Origin of the sequence: Mycobacterium sp. E2699 (genome assembly GCF_001666745.1) — a bacterium.
Classification (GTDB): Bacteria; Actinomycetota; Actinomycetes; order Mycobacteriales; family Mycobacteriaceae; genus Mycobacterium.
The window spans coordinates 120343-142246 of sequence record NZ_LZJH01000126.1 but is presented as its reverse complement, the minus strand read 5'-3'; the positions used below and the strand labels follow the sequence as shown (position 1 = coordinate 142246).

The window sequence follows — 21904 nt, the reverse complement described above, 5'->3', positions numbered from 1 at the left end:
GTTCCTCGAATTGGTGTTTCCCGGCCGGCATGGAGCGCCGGCTCGCTGACAACAGTGACCGCTTGATGCGCCGCGCCGCCATCGCACGACTGGTGATCTTTAAGCCGGGAACATGTGATGCGCAAGGACAGGCCGAAACGGGTGCTGCCGTGGCCTCCTTAGCCATCGCATGTTCCCGGCTTAAAGATCACCAGTCGTGCGATAGCCCGGCGGTAGGTCGACCGGTCACCGTTGTCAGCAAGCCGGCACCACAGCCGGACTCTGTCATTTGCACCTCGCCGCAACAGCTCGCTGGCGTGCGCCATTCGGAGCCGGGGTGCCGAGAAAGGAACACCAAGATGTCGTTTGTCACCATCGCGCCGCAGTACGTGGAGGCGGCGGCCCAGGACTTGGCCGGCATCGGCTCGTCGCTGAGCGAGGCCACCAGCGCCGCCGCGGCTCCCACGACCGCGCTGGCCCCCGCCGGTGCGGACGAGGTGTCGGCCGCCATCGCGGCGTTATTCGGCGACCACGCCCAACAATTCCAGGCCGTCGCCGCCCGCGCCTCGGCGTTTCACGAGCAGTTCGTGGGCCTGTTGAACTCCGGTGCCGGCGCCTATCTCGGCACCGAGGTGGCCAACGCCGAGCAGACCATGCAGGCCGTGACCGCAGCGCCGGCCCAGTCGCTCGGTGGCGCCGTGGCCGCCCTGCAGGGTGCCGACACCGCCGCGATCGGACAGTCCATCGCGGGCTTCCAGACTCAATTTGCGGCACTCGAGGCGGGCGGGGTGCCCGGTCTGATCAACGGGTTCAACACTTTCGGTGCAGATGTCGCCGCCCCGTACCAGGCGCTCGTCACGAACACGGCCGCAAACCTGCAAGCCATCGGGGGCAGCTTCACCGCCAACCCACTGCCCTTGCTGCACCAGATCGCCAGCAACCAGATCGGCTACGCCCAGGCGATGACCTCAGCGATGGGGACTGGGATGCAGAACCTTCCCGCCGCGCTCGCCGGTCTGCCCGCGACCATCCAGACCGGCGCCCAAACGCTCGTCACATCCGCGCAGAGCGCGGCCTACGAATTCGCCAGCGGTTTGCAGGCCTTGCCGGCCGACCTGCAAACCGGCCTGCAGGCACTGTCCGCCAACCCGGCGGCTTTCGTGCAGCATCTCATCGACAACCAGATCGGCTCCACCACGATCGGGGCGTCGCTACAGCTCGCGGGCCAGGACTTCAATGCCGGGCTGCCCACCGCGTCGGCGGGCTTCCACTCGGCTTTCCAAGACCTGTTGGCGGGCAACCCCGTCGGCGCGTACGACGACATCAACCAGAGCCTGATCAACGCCTTCCTCCCTGCCTTCAATGGCGGCAATGGCTATATCAGCGGATCGGTCTTCGGCTTCAATTACGTACCGCTGGGTCCCCTGGGAGACCTGGCGCCCATCTTTGCCTTGCCCGGCCAGATGGCCCAGAACCTCACCAACCTGCTGCCCGCCGGCTCCATCCCCGCACAGATGGCGCAGAACCTCACCAACCTGGTCGATGTATCCACGAACTTCGGGGCCACTCTTAACCTCACCAATTCGGACCTCACCTTCGGGTTGCCGTTGCAGGTCCTTTTCGACGCCATCGGCGGGCCGGCGAACGCCCTGAGCGCCCTGAATTCCACCGGAGTGGCGCTAGCCGGCGCGGTGCAAACCGGAAACGCGTCAGCGGCGGCCGCGGCTCTCCTCGATGCGCCGGCGTACGTTGCGAACGGCTTCCTCAACGGCTCGACGCTGATCACCCTCCCGCCGGCTTACATCTTTGATTTTCAGGTCATGTCATTGATCCAGATCCCCTTAGGAGGGGTTCTCACTCCACTCAGTTACCCCTTGGTCTTCACCAGTTTCTTCGGGCCCCCGGCTCCCTTCGCGATCGGGACCGGTAGTACCGAGTTCGGTGGCCTCATTCCCGGGCTACTGAGCTTCGGGCCCGAACTGGCGCAGGCGATTGCCTAGGGACCGTCAGAGCCTGAGGGGCCCTCTTATGCGCTGGGTTCGAGCCGCGCGGCGGCGCCGCCGGGCAGCGCATGGGAGAGTTCCGCGCGGGAGCGGATGCCGAGCTTGGCGAACACCTTGCGCAGGTGGTATTGCACGGTGCGGGGGCTGATGAACAGCTGCACGCCGATGTCGTTGTTGGACAAGCCCTGTCGCGCGAGCCGCGCGACCTGCAGCTCCTGCGGGGTCAGTTCGGCACCGGCCTGGACGGAGCGCTTACGCGCCGATTCGCCGGTGGCCAGCAGCTCGCGTCGGGCCCGATCGGCGAACGCGTCGGCTCCCATGGCTGAGAACATCTCCTGGGCCGCCCGCAGCTCGGCGCGGGCGTCGATGCGCCTGTTCTCGCGCCGCAGCCATTCGCCGTAGATCAGATGTCCGCGGGCGCGCTCGACGACAATTGGTGTCCGGCCCAGATGTTCGAGCGATTCACGATAGAGACCGTCCGCGACATCGCCGTCGCTCGACAGCGCGCGGATGCGTGCGTCGATGCCGAGCGCCCATGGCGTAGGCGTCGCCTGCGCGCGGACCGCCATCCACACCCGCGCGGCGGCAAGGAGTTCGACGTCGCCCGTGCGGGACGCCGCCTCGGCCACCTCCGGGACGACCAGGGCACCAAAGCCCGCGTGGTCGCGATCGAAAACCGGCTTGACGGACGCCAGCGCGTCGGCGTGGCGGCCGGATCCGTTGTCGAGCACCGAGCGTGCGTAGGCGGCGAAATCGGCGGCCCGGCAAACCCCCTCGGAATTCGCCAGCGCCGTGGTCTTCTCGATGAGTTCGCACGCGTTGTCCCGCTCGCCGCGCCACGCGGCGAGCAGCAATGCGCCAAGCCACAGCGGAGGTATGCCTGTCGCGGCCGAGGCGGCGCGATCCTCGTCGATCACCGACGCCGCTTTCCCGAATTCACCGCGCAGCACGAGCGTCCAGGCCAGGTAGTGCAGCGCGAACTGCAATTGGATTGGAGCGCCGGTCGTTCGGGCGAACTGTGCCTCGCGCAGCGCCAGGGCATACCAGGATTCGGCGTCCCACACCTCGGCGCCGAGCGCGACCCTCATCTTGGAGCGGGTGATGGGCAACCAGCTGTCGAGCCGATCGGCCTGCACCTCCGCGGCGAGCAGCATCTCGATCGCGCGATTGAGCAGCGGCGCGGCGGCCGCGTAACCATCGGTGAACCGAATGACGAACGCGTCCAGCAGGACGTCTACCGCCCGCGGCGGGTGCGGGCTCGGCGGCCCGGCGAGGACGGCGGCGACCGTTGCGGCGATGCCGCTCTCGCCGGGGTCCGCCAGCCACGTCGCGGCATCCAGCGCCCGCAAGCGCACCTCGCGCGATGTCTCGGCGCGAACGGTTTCAAAGCGCCCGGCCGCGGTGTTCAACAGTTCAGCCGCCTCGCGCACCCGCCACCGGTCGAAGGCGATCTCCCCCCGCAGGTACTCGACCTGCGCGGTTTGCAACGCGTCGAGGGGTCCCGTTGCGGCCGTGGCCAACAGCCTGAGCGCGGCGTCGAGGACGCCGGCGTCGCGTTTCGCCTTCGCCGCGGCCAGCATTCGTACCGCACGACGATCCGCCGCCGGTGTGAGCATCGCCGCACGTTCCAAAAACGCCGCCCCGGCGGCCATTCCGCCGCGCGCCAGGGCCCGGTCGGCGGAGCCCTCGAGTTCCGCGGCCACCGTCTCGTCGGGCCCGGCCGCGGCTTGCGCTCGATGCCATGCCCGACGGTCGAGGTCCGACCGCGGGTCGGTGGCCTCGGCCAACGCCCGGTGTACGGCTCGCTTCTCCGTGACCGACGTCGACCGACACACCACGCCGCGAATCAGTGGATGACGGAACTGCACCCGAGTGCCGAAGTCGATCAGGCCGGCCTCGATCGCCGGGGTCGCGGCGGCGGGATCCAGCCCCAGTCGCCCCGCGGCGTCCCTACGAACGGACGGCTCGCCGACCGGATCCGCGGCGGCCAGCCGCAGTATCTTCTTGGTCGCCGACGGCAAGGCCTCGATGCGCCGCGCGAAGCTGTCCTCGAGGCGCTCCGACACCGGCATTGCGGCCGGCAACCCATACCCGCCCGCCAGCTGTGCCGGCGTCATCCCGCGCGGCAGCTCCAACAACGCCAGCGGGTTGCCGCGGCTTTCGGTCACCAGCTCGTCGCGGATCAGCGGATCAAGCGGCGCGGTCAGTGCGCTGTCCAGCAGCGCGTGGGCGTCGGCGTTGCTCAGGCCGTCGAGGCGCAGTTCGGGCAGTCCCGAAAGTTCGTCGGTGGCAACCTCGGTGGCAAAGACCAGGCCCACCGGCTCGTCGCCCAGGCGCCGCGCGACGAAGGCCAGCGCCTGCGCTGACGCGCGGTCCAGCCACTGCTCGTCATCGATCAGGCAGATCAGTGGCTGCCGCGTTGCGGTGTCGGACAGCAAGCCCAGCGCGGCCAGCGCGATCAAGAACCGGTCGGGGGCCGCGCCGGCCTGGATGCCGAAGGCCGTCTGCAACGCCTCGCGCTGCGGCGGTGGGAGGTCCGGCAGCCCAGGCAGGATCGGCAGGAGCAGCTGATGCAGGCCGGCGAATGCAAGCTCCATCTCGGCCTCGACCCCGGTCGCACGCAACACCTGGCAGTCGCCGGCCTGCTCGACGACCCACTCGAGCAGCGCCGTCTTGCCGAGGCCGCACTCACCGCGCAGCACCAGAACTCGGCTGGAACCCGACCGGACATCGTCGACGAACTCAGCGAGCGTCCGCGTTTCCGCGTCCCGCCCAATCAGCCCGGCGGTGCGCATCGCCGAATCGGGGCCCCCGTTCGCATAGGTGCACGCTACACCGCGGACCAGCCGCGACGGCTGGCCAATGGCGGACTCGAAGGCCCGCCGCGGGCCGCCATACTCGACGGCATTGGCCCGGGGGGGACGTCCATCTGGAGGATCCCATGTTCAGCGGCGGTCGCTCGTGACCACGCCGATCCGCGGTCGCGAGCGTGAGCTCGAGGTCGCCCGCGAGCTTGACGCGGCGCTCGCGGCGCGTCGCGGCGGCGTCGTCATCGTGACGGGCGCGCCGGGTATCGGGAAGACCCGGCTGCTTCGGGAATTCGTCGCGCGCGCCGACCGGCGCGTGCGACCGCTGCTCGGCCAGGGCTTCGAGCATCAGCGGACGGTTCCGTTTGCGCCGCTGTTCATGGCGATCCGGAGCGCCGATCCGGCGCTCGGTCAGAGCCCGGCGCCGGGCCGCGCCGGGCCCGCGACGGTGGACCACGCGGTGGTCCGGGATTTGCACGGCGCGATCGGCGCGGCGGCGGCGGAAGCGCCGATCGTCATCGTTATCGACGACTTCCACTGGGCCGACGATGCGACCGCGCTGGCCGTGCGGTCATTGACCGCCGGCCTCGCCCGCGACCGCGTGCTGTGGGCGCTCGCGACGCGAACCGGCGCCGGGGGCCCGGAGGTCGCCGCGACGGTCAACCTGCTCGAACGCGACGGCGCGCGGGTATTGAGGTTGGGCGGCATCGAAACGACCGCGGTGGAAGACATCGTCGCCGACGTCCTGCGCGCGGAGGCCGACGCGTCGCTGCTCGCTCTGGCGCGCCTGGCGGACGGCAACCCCTTTCTGGTGATGGAGCTTATCCATGGGCTGCAGGAAGAGGACAGAATCAGCGTCACGGGCGGGCGTGCCAGCGTCAGGGGACACGAGCTGCCACGGCGGCTCACCGCCACCCTGGACGAACGCGTGGGCCGGCTGTCGGCGGAAGCGCGCCGGGTGGTGCAGGTCGCTTGCGTTCTGCCCGAGAGCTTTTCGGCGGCGTTGCTGGCCGAGTTGCTCGAACGCCGCCCAGTCGGGCTGATCTCGGCAGTCGAGGAGGCGGTGCGCGCCGACCTGCTGGCCGAGGACGGCGACCGGCTGCGGTTCCGGCACGTTCTGCTGCGGCAAGCCGCCCGCGAATCGCTGCCGCGGTCGCTGCGACGAGCGATGGAGCGTGACGTCGCGACCGCCCTTTTGGAAGGCGGTGCGCCGCCCGCGGAGGTGGCGACCCAACTCTTGAGCAGCGCCGAGGTCGGCGACAGGGTAGCGATTCGGGCACTGCGGCACGCCGCGCAATCGCTCGCGGCCAGCGATCCGTCCACCGCCGCCGACATCAGCGAACGCGCCTTGCGATTGCTGCCTTGGCGGCATCGGGCGCGCGGGCCGTTGGTCGCCGAAACCGTCGTGCTGCTCAACCAGGCCATGCGGCACGGCGAGGCGCAAAAGCTCGCCGCGGCAACCCTTTCCGAGGACCTGTCGCCGCAGGAAGAGGCGGACGTCCGGCTTGGCCTCTCAATGCTGTCGCCGCGCCCGGCCGGCCAGCGCGCGGCGGAAAACCGGCGTGCCCTGGAGCTGGCCAGCATCAGCAACCTCACCAGGGCGCGCCATCTCGGCTGGCTGGCCTACAACCTCGCGATGGACGGACAGGCCCGCGATCTCCGCCGCGCCGTCAGCGACGCGCAGCAAGCCGCGGCCTCGACCGATGACGTGCTGACCGGCGTGCTCGCCGAACTCTCGGTGGCGCTGGCGAACTGCGCCGACGGGCACGCCGGGCGCACCGAGGAGTCCCTCGAGCACCTCGACGCCCTGACGCGCAGCGCGGAACCCGTGGCCGTGCGGCACTTCGCCGCGGTGAACGGCGCCATCCTTCTTGTCACGATCGGCGCCGTCGACGAGGCCGCGACGAGTGTGTTCCAGAGCTTGCAAGTGGCTCGCGCACAACGCAACCAGATGGCGCTTCAGCTACTCACCCAAGTACAGGCACTCATCGATCTGGCCGCCGGGCGATTGGACGCGGCGCGCGCCGCCGTCGAGTCGCTTCCCCCGCGGGAGCGAATGAACTGGACGCGCATCGGGGGCCGGATCGGGCTGATGACGCTGGCCCGGGTCGCAGTGCATACCGACGACCGCCCACTGTTGCGTGAGGTCGCCATTCATGCGCGTGACGCTTATGCGGCGGGCGGGCCCGCCCATCGACGGGAGGGGGTGGCGGCCCTCGCTCATGCTGCATGGCAGCGCGGCCACACCCAGGAGGCGCAGCGCTGGCTTACCGACGACTTCGCACTGCTGCAGGCTCCCGTATGGGCCGTCGACCTCGATCACGTCGTCCTGGCCGCCCGCGTCGCGGCCGCCGCCGGTGACCCCGGGCTGCGCGGACAGGTTTTGCGCGCCGCCGAGTTGCTCGCACGGGAAGGACCTGGGGCGACGTTGTTCAACGCGGTCGCCCAGCACGCGCGCGCCATCCTCGAGCGCAACCCCGACGCGCTGGTCGTGGCGGCCAAGTCGCTGAGCGAGTTGTCCCGGCCGCTGCTGCACGCTGCCGCAGCCGAGGACGCGGGCGCCGAACTGGCACGGACCAACCGCGTCTGGGAGTGCGTCGACCAGCTCGGCGTCGCCTTCGACACTTACGTGCGCTGCGGTGCGATCGCCGATGCCCGTCGAGTCGGCCAAGCCCTGCGCGAACACGGCGTGTCACGTCGGGTGGTGGGCAGGCCACGCCCGCGGACCGGGCTGGACAGCTTAACCGACAGCGAGCTCAAGGTCGCCCACCTGGTCGCGGCCGGCGCCACGAATCGCGGCGTGGCGCAACGTCTTTGCCTGTCCCCGCACACGGTGAACTCTCACCTTCGCAGCGTGTTCGGCAAGCTCGGCATCCGGTCGCGCACCGAGTTGAGCGGGCTCATCGACGGCCCGTCACCGCCGGGCACCAAGGCGTCGTAGCAGCGGTCCGCGCCCAGAAATCGAAGGTCGTCGTCCCGATCCCGGTGGGGCTGTAGCTGACGTACACCGGTTGTCCCAGCTGTCCTGGACCTCCCCGGTACTGCCTGGCAGCAGCGCCCGACCGCAGCCGACGCAATTTTACGTTTTTGCAATAGCGGCGAAATGCTTTGCACAACCTTCGGGTGTCACGATGGCAACGTAGGTGACCCGACATGATGCGGAGAGTTGATGCCGTCTCACGTGAAGATCAAAACGGCGATCGCCGGTTGCGCGTTCGTGGCCGCCTTCGCGGCCGGCGCGGGAAGCGGTGCCGGGTTGAGCAACGCCACACCACTCGCGGCGGGTGAGTCGCCCATTCCCGTGATGGAGCCGCCCACCCCACCACCCGACCCTTCCGAAGCGCCCGGCCCCCCTCTGAAAACCAATCGGGTCCCAGGTGGACGCACTTACCTCGCTCCATCGGAGATACGAGATTAGCGCTGCTGCGCCGGGCTGCGCGGTTCTGAACCCCAATCCGGCTCCGGGTGGGCCGGCGCAACCGTCATGCTCCGCTGCGCCAAACCACTATTCAGGGACTCGTCGCGCAGCCCTGCGGGCCGTAGCCGGCGCGGCGGTCTGGCACCCGTCAAGAAACCGTAAAAATTCAGCTGAAACCATCGCTATCTCGATTATCGCTATGCCAGTCGACTTTGCGGATCATGTTGAGGCACAACCCAATTGGCCAGACCTGGCGAACGGCTACCGGCTGTCGAGCAAGCGAAAAGTTTCTGTTAGCTCGCTGTTTATTTGACTCGGCTTGGCGTTCGGGTGCACCATATGCCATGCAAGCACCTCGCTAGGTGAGGCGTCCGCACGGATATAGGCCACTGACCTCGAACGTCGAAAGACGCCCAGGGTCAGGACAGCTCCTCCCGGATTAAGGGTTGAGCCCAAGTGGCTTCCGGCTCCGATCGAGCCGGATACGCCGTGTGGTGCCGAAGCTCTGACGAGAGGGGTGCCGGGCTCGGTCGCGTTGCCGGGCGCTCATCCCATGTGCAATACGTGGCATCCCCGCATGCCCCGGCCGTGAGGAGGTGGAGCGAAACTGATTCCGAGCGATAAACATCTAACCTGTTCAGGATTCGTCGGCGTTTCGTCTCGACCCGGCCCCGGTGTCGTTTCGGCCTGAATCCTCTTGTAAGAAGCTAGCTCTCGCGTCCAGCGCGCCCGCTGAGACGTGACATCGGTGTGCGCCTTGGCGCGCCCGCAGCCCAAGCCCTGCTTATCCGCGTGAGGAGAGTTCCGATGGTTTTTGTCACTGCGCAACCGGAATCGCTGGCCGCCGCCGCCAGCCGTTTGCAGGCGATCGGGTCGGCGCTGGCCGCCCAGAGCGCTTCAACCGCAACCCCGATGACCGGCGTGGTGCCCGCGGCCGCCGACGAGGTATCGCTCGTAACCGCGGCAAAGTTCGCCGTTCACGGCCAGACGTTTCAGGCGCTGAGCGCTCAAGCCACCGAGATGCACGAGAAGTTCGTTGCCACGTTGCTGAGCAGCGCCGGATCGTACGCGGCGACGGAGGCCGTCAACGCCGCCGCGGCGCAGTGAATTCCCAAGGGGGAGAACAATGATCGACTTTGCGGCGCTACCGCCGGAGATAAACTCGGCCCGAATGTATTCCGGCCCCGGGTCGGGGCCCATGCTCGCCGCTGCAACGGCGTGGAACACGATGGCCGCTGAAATGCGTTCCGCGGTGGCCGCCTATGGCTCTGTGCTGTCGGAGCTGACCAGCGAGAGCTGGCTCGGACCGTCATCGATCTCCATGGCCGCCGCAGCGGCGCCGTACCTCGAGTGGATGAGCACTACCGCCACCCAGGCCGAGCAGGCCGGGACCCAAGCTCAATCGGCCGCGACCGCCTACGAATCGGCGTTCACCATGACGGTGCCGCCCCCGGTCATCGCGGCCAACCGGGCCCAACTCGCGGCGCTGGTGGCCACCAACGTGTTCGGGCAGAACACACCGGCTATCGCGGCCACCGAGGCCCAATACGCCGAAATGTGGGCACAAGACGCCGCAGCGATGAACGGCTACGCCGGCGCATCGGACGTTGCGTCGGATTTGACGCCGCTGAGCCCGCCGCGGTCCACGACCAACCCAGACGGAATGGCCAACCAGGCCAACGCCGTTGCCCAGGCCGCCCAGACGCCGGCCGGAACGGCGCAGTCGATATTGTCGTCGGCGACATCGAGCAACCCCGGCAGCGTCATCGGGTGGCTGGAAAGCCTGCTGGCCACAGGTTCCGACCCGTCATCGCCGTTTTATGGACTGGCGCAGTTCCTCAACGGGTCATCCAACTCGTCGCTGTGGAGCTTCTTCAACAGCAGCTTCGTCAGCACCGGTGTTGTCAACGGAGCGCTCGCCGGCGGCCCGTTCAACCCGCAGTTCATCCTGGGTACCGTCGCGGGGTTCAACTACCTGTTCCCCAAGGCGGCGGCGGCGTCGGCGGATGCGGGCGCCGCCGCTTCGGCGGAAGGCTCGCTGGCGTCCGCGGGCCTTCCCGGCCTGGGCGCGGCCGCGTCGGCTGGGATAGGTCATGCCAACCTGGTCGGCGCGCTGTCGGTGCCGAAGAGTTGGGCCTCCGCGGCAAACATCACCCCGGCCGCAACAGCCACGCCCGCGACCGGCCTCAGCGATATCGGATCGGGTGGGGCCGGGGGGCCCGGGGCCTTCGCCGGGCCGATGGCGACGACGGCCAAGCGCCTGCGCCGCGCCATTCCGAAGTACGGGTTCCGACCCGTCGTCATGCCACGCCCACCGGCCGCCGGTTGACAGGAGAGGTGCTTGTGATGATCGACTTTGCAACATTGCCGCCCGAAATCAACTCGGCAAGAATGTATTCCGGCCCCGGGTCGGCATCGATGGTGGCCGCGGCCGGCGCTTGGAACGCCCTGGCCGCTGAAATGCGTTCCGCGGCGGCCACTTACGGCGCCGTGGTGGCGGGGTTGACCAGCGAAAGCTGGTTCGGGCCGTCGTCGATGCAGATGACGGCAGCCGTCGCGCCCTACCTGGAGTGGCTCAGCGCCACCGCCACCCAGGCCGAGCAGACCGGCACGCAAGCCAACGCCGCCGCGGCCGCCTACGAGTCGGCGTTTGCGGCGACGGTGCCCCCGGCGGTCGTCGCGGCCAACCGCGTTCAGCTGTCGAATCTGACGGCGACGAATGTCTTCGGGCAGAACACCGCGGCGATCGCGGCGACCGAGGCCCAGTACGCGGAAATGTGGGCACAGGATGCCGCCGCGATGAACGGCTACGCCAGCGCCTCGAGCGCGGCGACACAGTTGACGCCGTTCACCGCTCCGCAATCGGCCACCAATTACGGCGGCGCGGCCAACCAGTCCAACGCGGTTACCCAGGCGGCCGGCACATCGGCCGCGGCTACTCAGTCGGCCACGCAGTCACCACTTCAAAGCGTCATCTCACAGCTGCAACGCATCGTGGCGCCCGGGTCAAACCAGGACACCACCGGGCTTTCCGGGATCCTCAACGATCTGAGCGGGTCCAACGGTGCGCTGCTGGGAGGCAGCGTCTCCAATGCCTCGATCGCCAACTTCACCAACGCATTCACGACCAGCGGACTGATCAACCCGACGTCGATGATCGATTCCGCGACGGCCTACAGCTTCCTCTACGCGCCGGACACCGCGGCCGGCGCCGCGGCGGCGGACGCGCCGAGCGTGGCGGCCGGCCTTGGTTCGGCGGAGCCGGTGGCAGCGACCGGCCTGCCGGGCCTGGCCACCGCGGAGATGGCGCGCGCGAATCTGGTGGGCTCCCTGTCGGTACCGCCGGCGTGGGGCGACACCGGAGCGACCATCAGCCCCGTTGTATCGACGACCCAACTCGGCGCAGGGGCCTACCAGAGCATCGGTGCCACCCCGATGGTCATGGAAGACGTTGGGCCCGCGGGTATCCCGGGCGTGCCGCTGGGGGGAATGGGGGCCACGGCCGACGACGAGTTCAGCGCACCCATCTACGGGTTTCGCCCGCGCATCCTGGGTCGCCCCCCGGCCGCGGGCTAGCCGCACACCTTTGGAGGCCGGCCGTGAGCATGAGAAGTCGCATTGGCGCCGCCATCGCTACCGCGATCGCCATCGCGGTTGTGGCGCACCGAGCGCGCCGGGGCGCACCGCCAAGCAACGGCGCCGGCCCGAGCGCATTCAACAACTTGAGCGACGGGTCCGCTCTGGCCGACGCGATAAATCGGGGAATCGAGGACGGATTGGCGGGACGCAACGAGCCAAGCGCCATTGGTAGTGCCAGGAGGAACAAATGAGCACATCGGACAGGGCGTCGGAGTCCCGCAACGGGTTGCCCGTGATCGACCTTTCGCAGGTGCTGGGCGCGCCGGTGCTGTCCCGGTCCGGCGAAGCCGTGGGCCGGGTCGAGGACGTCATCGTTCGGCTGCGCGGGGTCGACGACTATCCGCTGGTCACCGGGATCGTGGCCGGGGTCGGCGGGCGACAGGTGTTCATCGGTAGCCAGGCCATCGACGAGTTTGCGGCGGAGCGAATTCTCTTGGTAAGAAACAAGGTTGACCTTCGCGGTTTTGAGCGCCGCGACGGTGAGGTGCTGTTGCGCGCCGATGTGCTGGGGCACCGGCTGATCGACGTGGCGGCCGTGGAATTGGTACGCGCCTATGACGCCAGACTTGAAGACACCGGAGCCGGGTGGGTACTCACCCGGATCGACACCCGCCGGCCCCCAAGGTTTTTCGGGCTGATCAAGGGATCCGGCGGCCAGGCGCCTCGGGATTGGAAGGCATTCGAGCCGCTGATCGGCCACGTCCGCTCCGATTCGATACGTCGCCACTGGGGACGGGTCGGCGGCTTCAAACCGGCCGAGATCGCCGATCTGATCGAAGTGGCCGATAAGGCCGAGGGCGGCGAAATCCTCGACCGGGTCCGCAGCGACCCGGAGCTGGAGGCCGACGTGTTCGAGGAGCTGGACCCCGAGAAGGCGAGCCGCCTTTTCAACGGCATGCCCGATGACGAGGTCGCCGCCCTGCTGGCGCGGATGCGGGCCGACGATGCCGCCGACGCGGTGGCCGACCTGCGTCAGTCGCGACGCCGGCGGGTGCTCGACCTGATGCCGGCCCCGCAGCGCACCAAGGTGATCACCCTGATGGGGTTCAACCCCGAAAGCGCCGGCGGCCTGATGAACGTCGACTTCGTCTCGTGCACCGCCACTGCCACCGCCGGTGCGGCGCTGGCGCTCATCGCGGCCGCCCGCACCGTCCAGCCCGAGGCGCTGGTCAAGGTGCATGTCCTCGATGAGGATATGCACCTTACCGGTGTGGTCTCGGTGATCACCCTGCTGCAGGCCGAGCCCAGTGAAAGCGTTGCGACACTGATGGATTCCGATCCGGTGCGGGTCAGTGCCGACATGGATCTGACCGACATCGCGCTGTTGATGGCCGACTTCAACCTGTACTCCATTCCGGTCGTGGACGAGCAGGAGCGCGTGCTCGGGGTGGTCACCGTCGACGATGTCCTAGAGGCGACCATTCCCGAGGACTGGCGCCGGCGCGAGCCCGCCCCCCGCCCGATCGGCGAAGTCTCGCAACCCAACTCGAGCCCGCCCGCCGTCGAACGGCCGACGTCATGACCTCGCGCACCGAAAAGACCGGCGGCGCAGGGGCGCGGGACGGTCACGTCGAACCGGCGATGGCTGCGCGCTCGGCCGTGCTCGACAGCGCACACCTGGGCGATATCGAGGGGGCGTTCGGGCGGATCAGTGTCGGCGACTCGGAGCGGCCGGGCACGTGGAAGACCCGCCTGCTGACCCTGCTGGCCATCATGGGCCCGGGCATCATCGTCATGGTCGGTGACAACGACGCCGGCGGAGTGGCCACTTACGCGCAGGCGGGCCAGAACTACGGCTACTCGCTGCTATGGGTGCTCCTGTTGTTGATCCCGGTGTTGATCGTCAACCAGGAGATGGTGGTCAGGCTTGGCGCGGTCACCGGTGTCGGTCATGCCCGGTTGATCAACGAACGCTTCGGCCGCGGCTGGGGCTGGTTTTCCGTCGGCGATCTGTTTGTGCTCAACTTTCTGACCATCGTCACCGAGTTCATCGGCATCACTTTGGCCGCCGACTACATCGGCATCTCCAAATACGTTGTGGTGCCGACCTCCGCGGTGGCCCTGATCGCGATCATGGCCAGCGGCAGCTTCCGGCGCTGGGAGCGGGCCATGTTCGTCTTCATCGCGGTATCCCTGCTGCAGATCCCCATGCTGCTGATGTCGCACCCGCAATGGGGCAATGCGGCGAAGTCCTTTGTGGTGCCTACCATTTCGGGCGGGGCGAGCTCGGACGCCGTGCTGTTGATCATCGCGATCGTGGGCACGACCGTGGCGCCGTGGCAGCTGTTCTTCCAGCAGTCCAACGTCGTCGACAAACGCATCACCCCCCGGTTCATGGCCTACGAGCGCGCCGACACGGTATTGGGAGCCTTCGTCGTGGTGATCGGGGCCGCGGCGCTGGTGATGACCGGCGACTGGGCCGCGCGCTCCACCGGCACCGTGGGCGGTTTCACCGACGCCGGGGCCATCGCCCACCTGCTCGGTCAACACAGCGACATGCTCGGTTCCATCTTCGCCATCGTCCTCATGGACGCCTCGATCCTCGGCGCCGCTGCAGTGACGCTGGCCACCAGTTACGCGTTCGGCGACGTGTTCGGCCTCAAGCACTCGCTGCACCGGGGGTTTGCCGATGCCAAACAGTTCTACCTGTCCTACACCGCGATGGTGGTGCTGGCCGCGGCCATCGTGCTCATCCCGGGCGCACCCCTGGGGCTCATCACCACCGCTGTGCAGGCCCTCGCCGGCCTGCTGTTGCCCAGCGCCAGCGTCTTCCTGTTGCTCTTGTGCAACGACCGGGAAGTGCTGGGGCCCTGGGTCAACCGGCCCTGGCTCAACTGGGTCGCCGGGCTCATCGTCGGCACCCTGCTGCTGTTGTCGGGAATCCTGATGGCCACCACCCTGTTTCCCCACATCGACGTCATCGCCGTCGCCGGCTACCTGGCCGTGGCGTTGGTCGTTCTCGCCGCCGCCGCGATACCCGCGCTGCGCTGGATGGCGCGCCGCCAGCCCGCAGCGCCGGCACCGAAGGAGCCGGGGCATCCTGTCGACCGCGACACCTGGCGGATGCCCCCACTGACGCTGCTCGAGCCGGTCACCTGGTCCCCTGGCACCCGGCTCGGCATGATCGCCCTGCGCAGCTATCTCGTCGTCGGCGCGCTGCTCTTGATCGTCAAAGCGATCCAGCTCAGCGGGCACTGACCGCCCCGACCTGACAACCATCACAATGATCCCGCTATCGGCCGGCTGGCTCGCCACGGACAACGACTACCTACCGCATTACACCCACACCCAAGCGGTCACAGGGATTGCGATCCTTGGCGCGATCGCCGTGGTCACAGCGGTGGCATTCATCGTCGTCCAGTGTCGACGGGGCCGATGAGATGAACGGCGAAGACCTTGTCCTGCATCAGATTCACTGGGCGAAGCTGTCCGCCGATGTGACGGCGGAAGTCGTTTCGCTCCCGTTGATTTGGACCGGACATCGCCGCCTCGGCATGGCTGTTCATCTGGTGATTCCGGTACTCGCCTCGGCGGCCCTGCTACGCGCGGACACCAGCCGCCTGCGATCCAGTCGGCGCGGCATTTACGTCCTACGGCACATGACCCCGGCGGCACAAGCGGTGCGCTTGGCGGGCGACGCGGTGATGACCGTCGGCGCGTGGCAACGCAACCGTCTTATCGTCGCCGGTGGCGCCCACATCGTGATGGCAGGGTGGTCACATGGCCTGATCGTGCGGGGCGCCGACCGAGCCGACACGGCCGACAAGCTTGGGAATCAGGACGGGATGTCCGCATAGCGCGGGCAGTACGCCCGTTCCGCGACGGCGACGAAATACCCGGCGTTTTCGCTGTCCAGCCCGCTGCTGTTCATCACGTCGGTCGCGATGTCTTCCTGCGTCTTGCCCATGTCGAGTTGATGACACACCAGGTGGCCGGCCGCGATCGCGGCCTGGTTGGATTCGTGGACGATGCCGTGGGCCTTCAATGCCGCGATGAAAGCGTCGTCGGTGGCGTCGGCGCGAGCGATCCCGGCCGGCGCGCCCAGCACCACCACCGCCGCCAATCCCGAAGCGGCCCACCCGAACCGTCGCGCCGGTCCGGCATTGCGGATGTCGTTGCCCGTCATGTCGATACTCCTTGTGGAACGCGGCGGTTGGTCGTCTCGCCCGCAATGGACAGTCAATCAAGGACACCCTCCGGTGGCTAGGGCCGCAATACCCGTCCGCCGCGGGCCGGAAGGCCCACCGTTCCGGTCGGGCCCCGTATCACGTTGCTTCTCAGCGCTTCTGGGTTCGCTCATGCGCGGCCAGGGCCGCGGACAACGCGGCGCCGACAGCCGCCGGACGTCAGCCCTGGGCGAGCGCGCGGTCGGCGAGCGCCTCGATCGCCGGCGCCAACAGCCGGGAGTATTCGAGCGTCAGGTGACCCGCGTCGACGTACACCAGGGTGTTGCCGACGATCACCGGGCAGCGGTTCTTGGTGCAGAACAGATCAGTGAGGTCGGCGTATTGTCCGCCGCCGTCCTTGACGGCGGCGGCCTCGGCCGCCATGCCGGTGCGGTCGAACGCGTACGACATGGGCGGCGAGCAAGCCGTCGCGTCAGTGAGGTGCTCGGACAGGCACCCCGGCACCGCGGTGGTGAGGTGCGGGAGCGGCCCGAGCACCAGCACCTTGGCGCCGGTCTCGCGCAGTTCTCGCACCAGGCGGGTCAGGCCGTCGATCCACGCCGGGTCATAGGACGTGAAACCCGACCGGAAGCCGTTGCTGTGGGTCGCCGTGTACCCCCGAAACACACTCACCATGACCAGTTTCGGATGCTCGGCGCGTAACCGGGCCAGGATCTGACCGCGCCATTGCCCGCAACGTTCAAAGTATTCGACCAGCGGGCTGACGATGGGGTTGGCGACGGGCAAATCCAGCATCGGGCAAGCCGCCTTGGCCATCGCCTCGAGCCGCCAGGGCCGCTGCGAGCCGATCTGCCGGAACGCCGGAATCCACATCGAGGAATGCGAGTCGCCGACCATGGCCACCGTCGTTTTGGAGGCGGTATCGCCCATCGCGCACTCGGGCTGTCCGGCCTGGAAAGGCGCGCGCAGGCAACCGTTGAACAACATGGCTCCGAGTTCGCCCGCCGCATCGCCGAGCGACGGGCTCAGGTTCGCCGGTACGGCTCTCAACTCGGCAGATGACGCGACCGCGGCCTGTACCTGCGAGAACACGTTCTGCACCGCCGCGTCGTAGGCCTCGATGTCGGCCGCCGCCGGGCGAGGCGGCGCGGCGATCGTCAGCGGGGTGGCCTGCGCGCCGAGCGCAATCGGGACGGGCATCGGCAGAGACGACACCCACATCAGCAACGCCACGCCCACACAGGCCGCCGCCGACGTCGCGACGCCGCCGACCGCCAGGCTTTTCATCGGCGACTTACGCAGCGGGGCGGCGTAGCGCAACGGGTTTTCGATGAAACGCAGCGTGAGCCACCCCAGCCCGCCGGAGACGACGACCGCGGCCACGAACTTGCCGGCCAGCCCCAGCGGGTGGCCCACCAGAATCGGTGCGAACACCAGCACCGGCCAGTGCCACAGGTACCACGAGTAGGACAGCCGTCCGACCGCCCGCATCGGAGACCATCCCAGGACGCGCCCGGCGCCCTGCGACGGCGTCGAACAGCCGGCGCCGAGCACCAACGCGGTGCCCAGCACCGGCAACAGCGCGGCAGTACCCGGGTACGGGACGTCCGGGGTCAAGAAGATGCAGGCCCACAGGACCATGGCCATCCCGCCGCAGCCCGTGAGCACCGCGGCTCGCGCCGGGAGCCGGCGCCAGTACTCGGCGGTGAGGGCGACCAGGGCGCCGGCGGCCAACTGCCAGGCCCTGGTGAACAGCGAAAAGTACGCCGCCAGCGGCATCACGTAGGTGATCAGCAGCGACAGCGCGAACGACACGGCTGCGATCAGCGTCACGAGCACCAGGTACGGGCTTCTCGACGGACTTCTCGACGGGCTCTGTGCTGGGGCCGCACCGGCCTTCGCGCGCCGACGCGACCGCCGGATCAGCCACGCCGTGCCGACGATCAGGGGCGGCCACAGCAGGTAGAACTGTTCCTCCACGCCCAAAGTCCAGTAGTGCTGGAACGGCGAGGGCACGCCGCCGGCGAAATAGTCGACCTGCTGGAAGATGAACCAGAAGTTCGGGACGTACAGCGCGCACGCGATGGCGTCCTTCAAGGCGCTTTGCGCCTGCACCAGGGGTAGCAACAGTGCCGCGGCAATCGCGGTGACGACGCCGACGGTGGCCGAAACCGGCAGCAGCCGGCGGGCGCGGGCCCCGTAGAACTTGCGCAGCCCGATGGTGCCGGTGGTACTCACCTGGCGCCAGAGCTGCCCGGTGATGACGAAGCCCGAGATTTCGAAGAAGATGTCGGGGCCGACGAAGCCACCACTGACGCCGGGCATGGAGATGTGGAAGCCGAGGATGGCCAGCAACGTGAAGCCGCGCAAGCCCTCGATGTCGTCGCGGAATCCGGGCTCCGCCGGGCGCTCGGCCGAAGCCCGTTGAGCAGTGCTCGTAACCCCTCGAGCAGGGCTCATGGCGTCGGCCTGGCGCACGGTCACGCGCTAATGGTCCCAGAGGCGTCCCCGTTCAGCAGGAAAATGGCTTCAAAGTGTCCTCCGAAGCCATTTCCGCTGCTGGCGCGCGCCCTCAGGTGGCGCCGGCGTTCCGGTTGCGTCGTGCGGCCGATCGGGGCGGCCGAGAACGCATGTGGTCGCGGGCGCGGCTCATCATGTCGCCGAGGGCGCGCACGTCGCGATCGGAGAGCGAGTCGAACAGGAGGTCGCGCACGACCTCGATGTGGCCGGGCAGCACCTTGGCGACGCGGGCACGGCCCGCCTCGGTGATGCCGACGACCGTGGCGCGCTGGTCATCCGGCGACGCCGCGCGGGTGATGAGGCCTGCGGCTTCGAGTAGCCCGGCCTGATGAGTGAGGCCGGAGCGGCTGTACACCACGCCGTCGGCCAGGTCGGTCATGGTGAGTGGGCGATCGGAGTCGGCCAGCTTCGCCAGAATCTCGAATTGCACGTAACTCAGGCCGCCGTCGGCCAGCAACTGCTGTCGCACCGCGTGCTGCAGCAGGCTGACCGACTCCATCAAGGCGAAGTAGGTGCGCAGCTGGACGGGGTTGAGGGCCTTCGCCACCCCCCGAGCGTAGTGCTTCGACATCGAATCGATTCGAACGTCGTCTTTCAGCCGCGGTAGCGCGTGGCGAGTTCGGGGCTTTGCGCGCCGAAGGCGGCCAGGTCCGCCCGGAAGACCGCGTCGAGCAGGCTCGCGTCCTCGACGCCGGGGGCGCAGACCGTCTCGCCCAACTGCAGGCCACGCAGGCTGGCGGTGACGACGTCGTCGGCGCTCATTCGGGGCACCGCGCTGAGGTCCATGTTCTGCCGCTCGTGGAACTCGGTCGCCACCACCCCGGGGCACACCACCTGCACGACGACCCCGGTGCCCTCCAGCTCGGCGCCGAGGGTCTGCGACATCGTGACGAGGTAGGCCAGGGTCCCGGCGTAGACGGCGCGGCGGGGCATCTGCGAGTGCGGCGCGGGGCCGCTGAAGGCGATCATGCCCGCCATGTTGACGATCGCGCCCGTGCCGCGCGCCAGCATCCCGCCGACCGCTGCGCGGGAGAGCATCGTGGGGGCAAGCACTTTCACGTTGACCAGTTCGGCGGCCTTGCTCGCGGGCAACTGGGCCAACGGCATGTAGTGGGCGACACCGGCGTTGTTCACCAGCATCGTCAGCGGCTCGGCGGCGCAGATCTCGGCGACCCGGGCGACGTCTTCGGCGGCGGAAAGATCCGCGACCACGGTTCGGACCTGCACGTCGGGGTGGGCGTCGGCGAACTCCGCCAACCGCTCCGCGCGCCTGCCCACGATCACCAGGTCGTGGCCATCGGCGGCGAGGCGGTCCGCATATGCGCGCCCAATTCCCGACGTGGCCCCGGTGACGAGTGCGAGTTTGCCCATGATGCTGTCTCCTTTCAGGGTACGTCACGTCATTCCGGGTCCCAGGCCGGCATTCGCGCGGCCTGGGCGGCCTCGGCTATTCCTCTTCACTGAATCTGGTTGTGGGAGTGGGTTACTGGTCGGCGGGCAGGAGGATGGTCTTGCCGTGCAGGCGGCCGGAGTCGGAGTCCTCGTGCACGGCCGCGGCCTGCTCGAGCGGGCGCCGGTCGGCGACCTCGATGCGCAGTTGCCCGTCGTCGACGCGGCGGACCAGCCCGGCGAGCTGGGCGGCGTCGCTGCGAACGAAGACGCGCTGCGTGCGCACTCCCCGGCCGGGGTTCTCCGGCCCGAAAACCATGGTGCCGACGTGGACTCCGCCGTCGGCGACCAACCCGATGAGGGCTTCGGTCTGCTCGTCGGTGGTGCTGACCAGGTTGAGCACCACGTCGAACGGTGCACCCTCGACCTCGATCGGCGACCGGGTGTAGTCGATGTAGTCGACGATGCGGTCGGCACCCAGGCCGCGCAGCCGCGCGGCGTCACGCGCCTTGGCGGTCGCGGTGACGACGGCTCCGGCCTGCTTGGCCAACTGGATGGCGTACCCACCGACCGCACCGGAGGCGCCGTTGATCAGAACCGACTGGCCGGCGCTGAGCCCGGCGAGCTCGAACAGGGCCTGCCAGGCCGTCAACGCGGGTTCGGGCAGGGCCGCCGCGTCGGCCAGCGGCACCGTCGTCGGGGCGGCGGCCAGCAATTCGGACGGCACCAGCGCGTACTCGGCGCCGGCACCGTCGGCGTCGAGCGCCAGGAACGCCACCACAGCGTCGCCGACGTTCCAGCCCCGCACGCCCTCGCCCACCTCGGCGATGGTCCCCGCCACGTCGACGCCGGGAATGTGCGGGAAGCTGATCGTGTACACCTGCGCCAGGTAGCCGCCGCGGATGCCCGCGTCCACCGGGTTGAACGAGGTGGCCGCCACCTTCACCAGCACCTGCCCGGGGCCCGGCACCGGGCGCGGGGCCTCCTCGTATCGCAGCACGTCGCTACCGCCGTACTCGTGGTACCGCACAGCCTTCATGGTTTCCCTCCTTGGTCGATTGCTTCGAATTCGAAGCAGCTACGGGCGGTACACCTTGCTTCGATATCGAAGCAATTCCCGGGCGGCGTGTGATCGTCGTCATACCGGTCGAGGGTCGGGGCTTTGCCCCGGTCACACCCGGCTCAGCGCGCCCAGCAGTCGCGACGGGGCGAGGCGCCGGTCGGGGTCGACGGCGGTGCCGATGCGGGCCAGGCGCTGCAGCCCCGCTGTGATCAGGAGGCGAGCAGCAGCGCGGTGGTGATGAGCATGACGACCGCGGTGCCGCCGTGGACGCCCCAGGCGATCGACTTGGAGCCGCCGTTGCGCAGCACGATGGAGGCGTCGACGAGCGGAATGATGGTGGCGGCCAACATCACCCAGCCGACAAGGTGGGTCGCGCCCGCGGCCATCAGGATGATGACGAACAGTCCCGTGGCGATGTCGCGCACGCCCTTGACGCTCAGGTAGGCGCCCGCACCGGGCTGGTCCAGATCTGGGAGCACGCCGTAGCCGGCGGCGGCGACGCGCGGCGCGACCAGGAAGCGCGCGCCGATGAAGATGATGGCCGCCGCGAGGAGTCCGGCGAGGACGTAGCCGATGGTGGTGGTGATGGTCATGTCGAACGCTCCTGGGGTGTCGTTAGCGAATCGGTGAAAACGGTGTCGGGTCAAGCAGTGTCGTCCGAACGTCGACGATGTCGCCGACGTCGAAGCCGGCCATGTCGGTGGCGAATTGCGGGCTGCCCATGATGTGCCGCGTGAGCTGTTCGGGGTCGGCGCCCGGTGGATAGCCGATCAGCGCGACGAGGCGATTCGCGCCTTCGCCGTGTTCGGTCCACACCCCGTGGGTGGTGACCCCGAACGTCGGGAAGGTTTCCAGGTGGCGCGCCCAGTGCACCGCCGCGTAACGGTGCAGCGCTTCCGGCGATCGCAGGGTGTAGGTCCGGAGTTGAAACATGGAAGTCGTTCTCCTTCAGGCGAATT

16 protein-coding genes and 1 riboswitch are annotated in these 21904 nt (G+C 68.7%); of the genes, 8 read left to right on the top strand and 8 right to left on the bottom strand.

The annotated features are described in order from the left end of the window. Nucleotides 1-29 precede the first annotated feature (29 nt). Nucleotides 30-1979: a PE family protein gene (locus A5696_RS28965; protein ID WP_082969100.1), complete on the top strand. Its 1950-nt coding sequence runs from the start codon at nucleotides 30-32 to the stop codon at nucleotides 1977-1979. A 26-nt stretch (nucleotides 1980-2005) separates the two neighbouring features. On the opposite strand, the gene A5696_RS22135 is transcribed toward A5696_RS28965, so the two are convergent. Beyond that, the gene (locus A5696_RS22135; protein ID WP_067883122.1) at nucleotides 2006-4777 is read right to left on the bottom strand and encodes a LuxR family transcriptional regulator; all 2772 of its coding nucleotides are present in this window, start codon (nucleotides 4775-4777) and stop codon (nucleotides 2006-2008) included. 166 nt (nucleotides 4778-4943) lie between these two features. Here A5696_RS22135 and A5696_RS22130 point away from each other — a divergent pair, with 166 nt between their 5' ends. From A5696_RS22130 to A5696_RS22100, 7 genes are all read left to right on the top strand, one after another. Then, entirely contained in the window at nucleotides 4944-7730 is a 2787-nt protein-coding gene (locus A5696_RS22130; protein ID WP_067883121.1) for a LuxR family transcriptional regulator, read from the top strand. A gap of 824 nt (nucleotides 7731-8554) precedes the next feature. Further along, nucleotides 8555-8731: riboswitch (M-box (ykoK) riboswitch) on the top strand. Nucleotides 8732-9014: 283 nt separating this feature from the next. Continuing rightward, nucleotides 9015-9314 carry a PE family protein gene (locus A5696_RS22125; RefSeq protein ID WP_067883120.1) on the top strand — a complete coding sequence of 100 codons (300 nt, stop codon included), beginning with the start codon at nucleotides 9015-9017 and terminating at the stop codon, nucleotides 9312-9314. Nucleotides 9315-9333: 19 nt separating this feature from the next. Next, nucleotides 9334-10536, top strand: coding sequence for a PPE family protein (locus A5696_RS22120; protein ID WP_067883119.1), 1203 nt, complete (start codon nucleotides 9334-9336; stop codon nucleotides 10534-10536). A gap of 17 nt (nucleotides 10537-10553) precedes the next feature. Then, on the top strand, nucleotides 10554-11783 hold the full coding sequence (locus A5696_RS22115) for a PPE family protein (RefSeq protein WP_067883118.1): 1230 nt from the start codon (nucleotides 10554-10556) through the stop codon (nucleotides 11781-11783). A gap of 250 nt (nucleotides 11784-12033) precedes the next feature. Further along, nucleotides 12034-13368 (top strand): magnesium transporter MgtE N-terminal domain-containing protein, encoded by a 1335-nt coding sequence (locus A5696_RS22110; protein WP_067883117.1) that lies wholly within the window; start codon nucleotides 12034-12036, stop codon nucleotides 13366-13368. Between the two features lie 59 nt (nucleotides 13369-13427). Beyond that, entirely contained in the window at nucleotides 13428-15044 is a 1617-nt protein-coding gene (locus tag A5696_RS22105; protein ID WP_067883162.1) for an Nramp family divalent metal transporter, read from the top strand. Between the two features lie 182 nt (nucleotides 15045-15226). Further along, on the top strand, nucleotides 15227-15643 hold the full coding sequence (locus tag A5696_RS22100; protein WP_067883116.1) for a hypothetical protein: 417 nt from the start codon (nucleotides 15227-15229) through the stop codon (nucleotides 15641-15643). Here A5696_RS22100 and A5696_RS22095 read toward each other — a convergent pair. The 7 genes from A5696_RS22095 to A5696_RS22065 all read right to left on the bottom strand — a co-directional run bounded on the left by A5696_RS22095 (nucleotide 15622) and on the right by A5696_RS22065 (nucleotide 21878). Then, on the bottom strand, nucleotides 15622-15972 hold the full coding sequence (locus A5696_RS22095) for a DUF732 domain-containing protein (protein WP_067883115.1): 351 nt from the start codon (nucleotides 15970-15972) through the stop codon (nucleotides 15622-15624). The genes A5696_RS22100 and A5696_RS22095 overlap by 22 nt on opposite strands. 220 nt (nucleotides 15973-16192) lie before the next feature. Further along, on the bottom strand, nucleotides 16193-18433 hold the full coding sequence (locus A5696_RS22090) for an acyltransferase family protein (protein WP_067883161.1): 2241 nt from the start codon (nucleotides 18431-18433) through the stop codon (nucleotides 16193-16195). A 112-nt stretch (nucleotides 18434-18545) separates the two neighbouring features. Further along, a complete protein-coding gene (locus tag A5696_RS22085) occupies nucleotides 18546-19040 on the bottom strand; it encodes a MarR family winged helix-turn-helix transcriptional regulator (RefSeq protein ID WP_082969098.1) in 495 nt (164 codons plus the stop codon). A gap of 47 nt (nucleotides 19041-19087) precedes the next feature. Continuing rightward, complete coding sequence (locus A5696_RS22080; protein WP_067883113.1) at nucleotides 19088-19864, bottom strand: SDR family oxidoreductase; 777 nt, start codon at nucleotides 19862-19864, stop codon at nucleotides 19088-19090. Between the two features lie 112 nt (nucleotides 19865-19976). Continuing rightward, a complete protein-coding gene (locus tag A5696_RS22075) occupies nucleotides 19977-20921 on the bottom strand; it encodes an NADP-dependent oxidoreductase (RefSeq protein WP_067883112.1) in 945 nt (314 codons plus the stop codon). A gap of 233 nt (nucleotides 20922-21154) precedes the next feature. Next, nucleotides 21155-21538 (bottom strand): DUF4267 domain-containing protein, encoded by a 384-nt coding sequence (locus tag A5696_RS22070; protein ID WP_067883111.1) that lies wholly within the window; start codon nucleotides 21536-21538, stop codon nucleotides 21155-21157. 22 nt (nucleotides 21539-21560) lie between these two features. Next, nucleotides 21561-21878 (bottom strand): NIPSNAP family protein, encoded by a 318-nt coding sequence (locus A5696_RS22065; RefSeq protein WP_067883110.1) that lies wholly within the window; start codon nucleotides 21876-21878, stop codon nucleotides 21561-21563. Nucleotides 21879-21904 lie beyond the last annotated feature (26 nt).

Bases quoted from the DNA above. Each gene is read 5' to 3' on its own strand.
- A5696_RS22100 (WP_067883116.1), top strand. From the start codon at position 15,227: ATGAACGGCGAAGACCTTGTCCTGCATCAGATTCACTGGGCGAAGCTG.
- A5696_RS22105 (WP_067883162.1), top strand. From the start codon at position 13,428: ATGGCTGCGCGCTCGGCCGTGCTCGACAGCGCACACCTGGGCGATATC.
- A5696_RS22090 (WP_067883161.1), bottom strand. From the start codon at position 18,433: ATGAGCCCTGCTCGAGGGGTTACGAGCACTGCTCAACGGGCTTCGGCC.
- A5696_RS22115 (WP_067883118.1), top strand. From the start codon at position 10,554: ATGATCGACTTTGCAACATTGCCGCCCGAAATCAACTCGGCAAGAATG.
- A5696_RS22065 (WP_067883110.1), bottom strand. From the start codon at position 21,878: ATGTTTCAACTCCGGACCTACACCCTGCGATCGCCGGAAGCGCTGCAC.
- A5696_RS22120 (WP_067883119.1), top strand. From the start codon at position 9,334: ATGATCGACTTTGCGGCGCTACCGCCGGAGATAAACTCGGCCCGAATG.
- A5696_RS22075 (WP_067883112.1), bottom strand. From the start codon at position 20,921: ATGAAGGCTGTGCGGTACCACGAGTACGGCGGTAGCGACGTGCTGCGA.
- A5696_RS22080 (WP_067883113.1), bottom strand. From the start codon at position 19,864: ATGGGCAAACTCGCACTCGTCACCGGGGCCACGTCGGGAATTGGGCGC.
- A5696_RS22125 (WP_067883120.1), top strand. From the start codon at position 9,015: ATGGTTTTTGTCACTGCGCAACCGGAATCGCTGGCCGCCGCCGCCAGC.
- A5696_RS22070 (WP_067883111.1), bottom strand. From the start codon at position 21,538: ATGACCATCACCACCACCATCGGCTACGTCCTCGCCGGACTCCTCGCG.
- A5696_RS22135 (WP_067883122.1), bottom strand. From the start codon at position 4,777: ATGCGCACCGCCGGGCTGATTGGGCGGGACGCGGAAACGCGGACGCTC.
- A5696_RS28965 (WP_082969100.1), top strand. From the start codon at position 30: ATGGAGCGCCGGCTCGCTGACAACAGTGACCGCTTGATGCGCCGCGCC.
- A5696_RS22110 (WP_067883117.1), top strand. From the start codon at position 12,034: ATGAGCACATCGGACAGGGCGTCGGAGTCCCGCAACGGGTTGCCCGTG.
- A5696_RS22095 (WP_067883115.1), bottom strand. From the start codon at position 15,972: ATGACGGGCAACGACATCCGCAATGCCGGACCGGCGCGACGGTTCGGG.